General features: G+C 61.4%; 7 protein-coding genes and 2 pseudogenes. 4 read left to right on the top strand and 5 right to left on the bottom strand.

Going from position 1 to position 5,180, the window contains the following annotated elements:
* Window positions 1-146: 146 nt before the first annotated feature.
* The 4 genes from KBY71_RS14905 to KBY71_RS14890 form a co-directional block, all read right to left on the bottom strand.
* Window positions 147-851 carry a long-chain fatty aldehyde decarbonylase gene (locus tag KBY71_RS14905; RefSeq protein WP_254929663.1) on the bottom strand — a complete coding sequence of 235 codons (705 nt, stop codon included), beginning with the start codon at window positions 849-851 and terminating at the stop codon, window positions 147-149.
* Window positions 848-1,642, bottom strand: coding sequence for a fatty acid desaturase (locus KBY71_RS14900; protein WP_254929667.1), 795 nt, complete (start codon window positions 1,640-1,642; stop codon window positions 848-850). The genes KBY71_RS14905 and KBY71_RS14900 overlap by 4 nt, the downstream gene beginning before the upstream one ends.
* 86 nt (window positions 1,643-1,728) lie before the next feature.
* Window positions 1,729-2,754, bottom strand: a complete 1,026-nt coding sequence (gene acsF, locus KBY71_RS14895; RefSeq protein ID WP_254929662.1) for a magnesium-protoporphyrin IX monomethyl ester (oxidative) cyclase — start codon at window positions 2,752-2,754, stop codon at window positions 1,729-1,731.
* Window positions 2,754-3,221: a hypothetical protein gene (locus KBY71_RS14890; protein ID WP_254929661.1), complete on the bottom strand. Its 468-nt coding sequence runs from the start codon at window positions 3,219-3,221 to the stop codon at window positions 2,754-2,756. The genes acsF and KBY71_RS14890 overlap by 1 nt, the downstream gene beginning before the upstream one ends.
* Window positions 3,222-3,348: 127 nt before the next feature.
* On the opposite strand from KBY71_RS14890, the gene KBY71_RS14885 reads away from it, so the two are divergent.
* The 4 genes and pseudogenes from KBY71_RS14885 to KBY71_RS14870 all read left to right on the top strand — a co-directional run bounded on the left by KBY71_RS14885 (window position 3,349) and on the right by KBY71_RS14870 (window position 4,874).
* Window positions 3,349-3,681, top strand: a complete 333-nt coding sequence (locus tag KBY71_RS14885) for an ArsR/SmtB family transcription factor (RefSeq protein ID WP_396095588.1) — start codon at window positions 3,349-3,351, stop codon at window positions 3,679-3,681.
* A gap of 237 nt (window positions 3,682-3,918) precedes the next feature.
* Complete coding sequence (locus tag KBY71_RS14880; RefSeq protein ID WP_254929665.1) at window positions 3,919-4,224, top strand: helix-turn-helix transcriptional regulator; 306 nt, start codon at window positions 3,919-3,921, stop codon at window positions 4,222-4,224.
* Window positions 4,224-4,529 (top strand): annotated as a pseudogene (locus tag KBY71_RS14875) (pentapeptide repeat-containing protein); the annotation flags it as partial. The gene KBY71_RS14880 and the pseudogene KBY71_RS14875, both read left to right, overlap by 1 nt.
* Before the next feature lie 66 nt (window positions 4,530-4,595).
* Window positions 4,596-4,874 carry a pentapeptide repeat-containing protein gene (locus KBY71_RS14870; protein WP_254929664.1) on the top strand — a complete coding sequence of 93 codons (279 nt, stop codon included), beginning with the start codon at window positions 4,596-4,598 and terminating at the stop codon, window positions 4,872-4,874.
* 1 nt (window position 4,875) lies between these two features.
* Here KBY71_RS14870 and KBY71_RS14865 read toward each other — a convergent pair.
* Window positions 4,876-5,142: pseudogene (locus KBY71_RS14865) on the bottom strand (glutathione S-transferase); the annotation flags it as partial.
* Between the last annotated feature and the right edge of the window lie 38 nt (window positions 5,143-5,180).

Here is a 5,180-nt window from a genome sequence, read left to right as displayed (position 1 = left end):
GATTGCCATACTCGATCCCAGCGTCGCTGTCTGGCTGCAGCTGCGGTTTGGTGGCGCTTTACGGCCCATGCAGCTCAGCAGTGCTTGGCTACGCACTGAAGCGATTGATCTCCCCTCCCCCGCGCCCCTCGCTGACCTGGCCTGGATCATCTAGTTGCAGCAGCAGCTAGGCCTCCGGTAACGATGCGTCTGGCTGCTGTTTGATCAAAGCCGCTGGCTTTCAGGGCTTGAAGAAATAGCTCGCTGAAATTTGCCAGCACCTCGTGCGGGTCCATGCCGATCGCCTTCATGTCCTTAGCCATGGTCTGCAGGATGGCCAGAGTGATCGGTAGGGCTTTGCGGCTGACCATGCCGGCGGATGCCTGCGCTGCGCCGAAGTGGGCATGCAACCAGCGCTCCGCGTAGCCCAGATGCTCTCCTTCATCGCTGATCACAGCGGCGGTGATGGGCTGGGCGTAGGCGTCGGCCACCGGCAGGTAGGCGTGGTAAGCCGAAAGGGCAAAACACTCCACAATCAGGCCCTGAATCACCAGGCAGCCCGATAGGTCGCCCTGCTTGTTGCACCTCAGGAACAGCTCGTGCAGCGGGGCGAAGAGGAGACGGCCTAGGCCTAGATCGGGCTTGATTCCAAGGTTGCGACCGCAGCCCATGAAGTCGCTGGCGTGGCGCCCTTCCATGGCGGCAAGTCGCGCCAGTTCCTGCTGATCATTTGGAATGGCGCGGGCAAGCAGTCGGAAGTGGCGACCAGCGAGATTTTCACCCACCACCACCATGCCGTTGATGCGGCTGTAGGCATCGCGGTAGGCGGGGTTGGAGATGTCGGGCAGGGCTGAAAAGGGCATGGACGTCATGAGGAGGAGGAGTGAAGAGGAGCGGCCAGGCGAATTCGACGGGCCAGGCCAAGCCGGCCCAGCATCTGGATGTGCCACCAGGTGAGATCGAGCTCCCACCAGCGAAAGCCCATGCGGGCACTACTGGGGTAGGCGTGATGGTTGTTATGCCAGCCCTCCCCGAAGGTGAGCAGGGCCACCCACCAGTTATTGCGGGAACTATCACCGCTCCTGTGGCTCACGTAGCCCCACCGATGGGTGGCTGAATTGACCAGCCAAGTTGCGTGATAAACAAACACCAGGCGGAGGGGAATGCCCCAGAGCACAAGGGCCCAACCACCGGCTCCGGTCGCCTTACCCAGCCCATAGAGAGCGGCCGCCAGGGGTAACTGCAGCAGCAGAAAGTTGCGGTTTAACCAGCGGTGGTAGGGAATCTGTTGCAGGTCCGGGGTGAGTTGGCCCACGTACTGCTTGGCTGGCACGGTGTGCAGCATCCAGGCGAAGTGGCTCCACCAGAAGCCGAGATGACTGTTGTGGTGGTCAGCTGGATCGTCGGAGTGCAGGTGGTGATGGCGATGCAAGCCCACCCAGTCGATCGGACCGTGCTGGCAGCTGAGGGCACCGCAGGTAGCGATAACTAGCTCCAACCATCTGGGCACCTGAAAAGCTCTGTGGGCCAACAGACGGTGGTAACCCAGGGTCACCCCCACACAGGCGGTAAGCCAGTACAGCCCCAATAGGACTAGCAGTGCTGTTGGGCTCCAGAAGCGTGGCAACAGAGCGACCAACGCCAGGGCATGGATCGCCACCATGAACAACACCGTTCCGGTGCTGAAGGGCAAGCGTCCAGGCACCACCTTCACCCCCTGCCCAAGGGCGGGCAGGGAAGTCGCCGCCCTCACGCGATTGCCCCAGAGGATGGCACCATCGGCTGGCTGAGCTGGCGCAACAGCAAGCCTGCAAAGCGGGCCTTCAGGCCGAGAGACTTCAGCAACCGTGCAGGGCTAGCGGGCTCCTCCGCGCTGGATTTGATAGCCCGGAATACCTCCACCAGCTGATCGCGCAGCTCGAAATAGGCGCGGCCCTCCAGATCGAACACCACCGGAAAAGCACGGCGGGCTGTGCGGTTGGTGTTGCGCATCACCTCTTCATCGAAGCTGCTGGGATCCATGCCCAGCAGCTTGTAAAAGTTGCCGCGCTCACACACCGTCAGGCTGTGGGTTAGAAAAACGCTCCACAGGAAGATGCGACTCAGCAGCCGGCCGCGCAGTCCCTGCCGCAACCCCGGCCAGCAGCGCAGAAGCATATTGAAGATGTCGCCGTGGCGGTTCTCGTCCTGACACCAGGGCTCAAAGAAATCAAACAGGGGGGCGAAGTCGTTCTCGGGGTGAGCCTTGAGGTGCCGGTCGATCAAGATGTAGCGCCAATAGCCGATCTTTTCGGAGAGATACACCGAATAGAGCACCCAACTCAACGGAAACCAGGTGATCGGCCGCTTGCCGCTCAACGCTGGCAAATCGATTTCAATGCCCTCGGCCACCAGGGCCCGGTTGAGAAAGCCGGCATGGCGAGCCTCGTCACGGGCCATCAAATTGAAGAGGCGGCTCAACTCTGGGCGGCCTGCCTTTTGAAGCTGGCGTGAGAGCTCTTTGAACAGCAGAAAGCCGGAGAATTCCGACACGCAGCTGCGCACTAAATAGCTCTCGTAGGCTACTTTCTCGTCTGGATTCAGGACCCGCAGCCGATCGAGGGGGGCCTTGCGATCAAAGTGATCGCGGTTGTAATCGGCCTCCATCTCGTTGAGCATCGCCTCGAAGGCAGCGAGCTGGCCCACGAGATCGGTCTTGGCAGCCTTCTCGATTTCGGTGGTGTAAAAGCGCGGGGTGAGCAGGTTTTCGCGCAGGTGGGGAGCAGAGGTGGTCATCAGAGGGAGGGGGTGAGGGCGGCAGCGCGGGCGTAGGCCAGGGCATCGGGTCCGTGGCGATGGCCGTGAAACCACTGCTGGAGTTCCATCAGCCAGGGCAGCCGCGCGGCTCGCAGGGTTTCGGCAACCTCCCAGCCGGCAGCAGCGGCAGCGACGGCCTCGCAGTGGGCGGCCCGGTGGCCAGGGCAAAGGCAGCCGCACTGAGCGAGCCAGCGCTCCTCTAGCCGCAAATGCAGGCGCAGCCCCCTCACCAACAGCAGGCAGTCGCGGCGATCAGCGAGCAGCTGCAGAGCACTGCGCTCCTCGTCGGCTAGGCAGTGGCGATCGACCAGATCGTCAAGCAATGCTTCGAGACGGTCGTGCTGGCGCTCCAACAGTCCCTCCCGCTGGGGCCACTGCAGCGGCCACACAGCCGGTGCGGCGGAGGGGGGCAAGGGATGGGGAGGCGCGAGGGACTCAGGCGACATGGACGCAGTAACAAGGGGACAACAGCTTAACGTCATAACGGCATCATGTTACGCAATTTACGCAGTAGCTGGATTTAGCGGTGATTCACTAGCGCAAAGATGAGTCAAAATTTGACTAGGCATGTTTTTGGCCACCTCCCTTCCCGAGGACCAGATGGAAGCCCTGGCCGAATACTTCAAGGTGTTCTCCGAGCCAAGCCGGCTGGCGGTGCTCGAGGCCCTGCGGGGCGGTCCCCTCAACGTCACGGCAGTTGTGGAGGCATCGGGGCTCAGCCAGGCCACGGGGCTCAGCCAGGCCCTTGTGTCGAAGCACCTCAAACTGCTCACCATCGCCGGAGTGGTGCAGCGCCGGCCCGAGGGCTCCCTGGTGTTTTACGAGGTGATCGACAAAGCAGTGCTCAAGCTTCTGGGCCAAGCCGAGATGCTGCTGCTGGCCACCCGACGCCACCAGCTCTCATAAGAACTGGAGCAGCAAAGGGGGTCACGTCACCATCGCCGCCTGCCCACGGCTTGGCGCCGATCGCGCGCATCTCATCCACCAGGGCCCGCAGGATGGTGAGGGTGGTGGGTAGGGCTAGCGATTAAGCGGCAGTTCGCAGGCTTGGCTATCAGGATATCACGGAAATGTGTTTCTAGAGTAGCTGCTATGTGTTTGATGCTCTAGAGTGATTTGATCGGATTGCAGCAGAGCATGGCCATGGAGCACCTGGCTGACTATTTCAAGGTGTTTTCGGAGCCGAATCGGCTTGCCGTGCTCCACGCCCTGCGGGCAGGCCCCCTCAACGTGACTGCCGTTGTGGACAGCACCGGCCTGAGCCAGGCGCTGGTGTCGAAACATCTCAAGCTGCTCACCATTGCGGGCGTGGTACAGCGCCGACCAGAGGGAGCCCTCGTTTATTACGAGGTGGCTGACAAGGGGGTCTTCAAGCTGATTGCCCAGGCTGAAAAGCTACTGCTTGCTTTTCGTCGCCAGCAATTGGATGCCCTTGCTGCCTTTCTCTGATGGCAGAGACCAGTCGCCAATATCTCCGTGCGGCCTTGGAGGCAGGCGAGCGCAATTTTCAGGGTCTGCGGCTCGGTGGTATTGACGGTCTCGACCTTGACCTCTCTGATTGCAACCTGGAGGGCAGTTGTTTCAAGGAAGCACGTTTCGGCCATGCCCGCCTGCGGGGGGCGCAGGTGCAACGCTGCTGCTTTCAGCAAGCGTTGCTGTGGGGAGCAGACCTCTCATCAATGCAAGCCCAGGGATCCTTTTGGCACGAAGCAGACCTTTCTGGCTGCCGTCTTCAGGAATCGAACTTTGATCGGGCCGTGATGCACCGCTGCTGTCTAAGGGGTGTTGTGGCTGCTGGCAGCAGCTGGAGACAAGCGCGGTTGGTTGAAGCCGATTTCCGCTCTGGACTCGACCAACTCACGGATCTGGGCCATGCCGATTTCGCGGAGGCTGACCTCAGTTTTGCCCTGTTAGAGGGCGCCAATCTGCAGAGCGCTAACTTGCAGGGCAGCTGCATCTATGGAGCCAATCTCCGTAGCTGCAATCTGCGCCAGGCGGATCTAAGTGGTTGCGACCTGCGCGATACCCAGCTGCAGGGAGCCGACCTGGAGGGTGCCTGCTTGGCTGGGACCCTTCTGGCGGAATCCCAAAGATACTGATTCAAGCCCTGCCCATGCCGCGTTGGTAGGCCGGCCGGGCCTGGGTGGCGGCAATCGTGGCCTGCACGTTGGGGTAGGGGATTAGGTCGATCTGGGGGAAGAAGATCGGCAGATAGGCCAGGTAGGCATTTACGGCGCAGTCGGCAACACTCCAGGTGGGATCGCCCCAGGGCCCTGCCAGCAGCGAGCGGCCGCCTGCCAGCAGCTCATCAAGCACCCCCATCAACTGCGGGAATTCCCGCTCACGGTTGGCAGGCACAAACATCGCCTGTTAGATGGTTTGATTGTCTTTTAGGTTAATATTGT

The sequence above is a fragment of the Cyanobium sp. T1B-Tous genome (assembly GCF_024345475.1).
Taxonomy (GTDB): domain Bacteria; phylum Cyanobacteriota; class Cyanobacteriia; order PCC-6307; family Cyanobiaceae; genus Cyanobium_A.
This window is presented reverse-complemented; position numbering and strand designations above follow the sequence as displayed.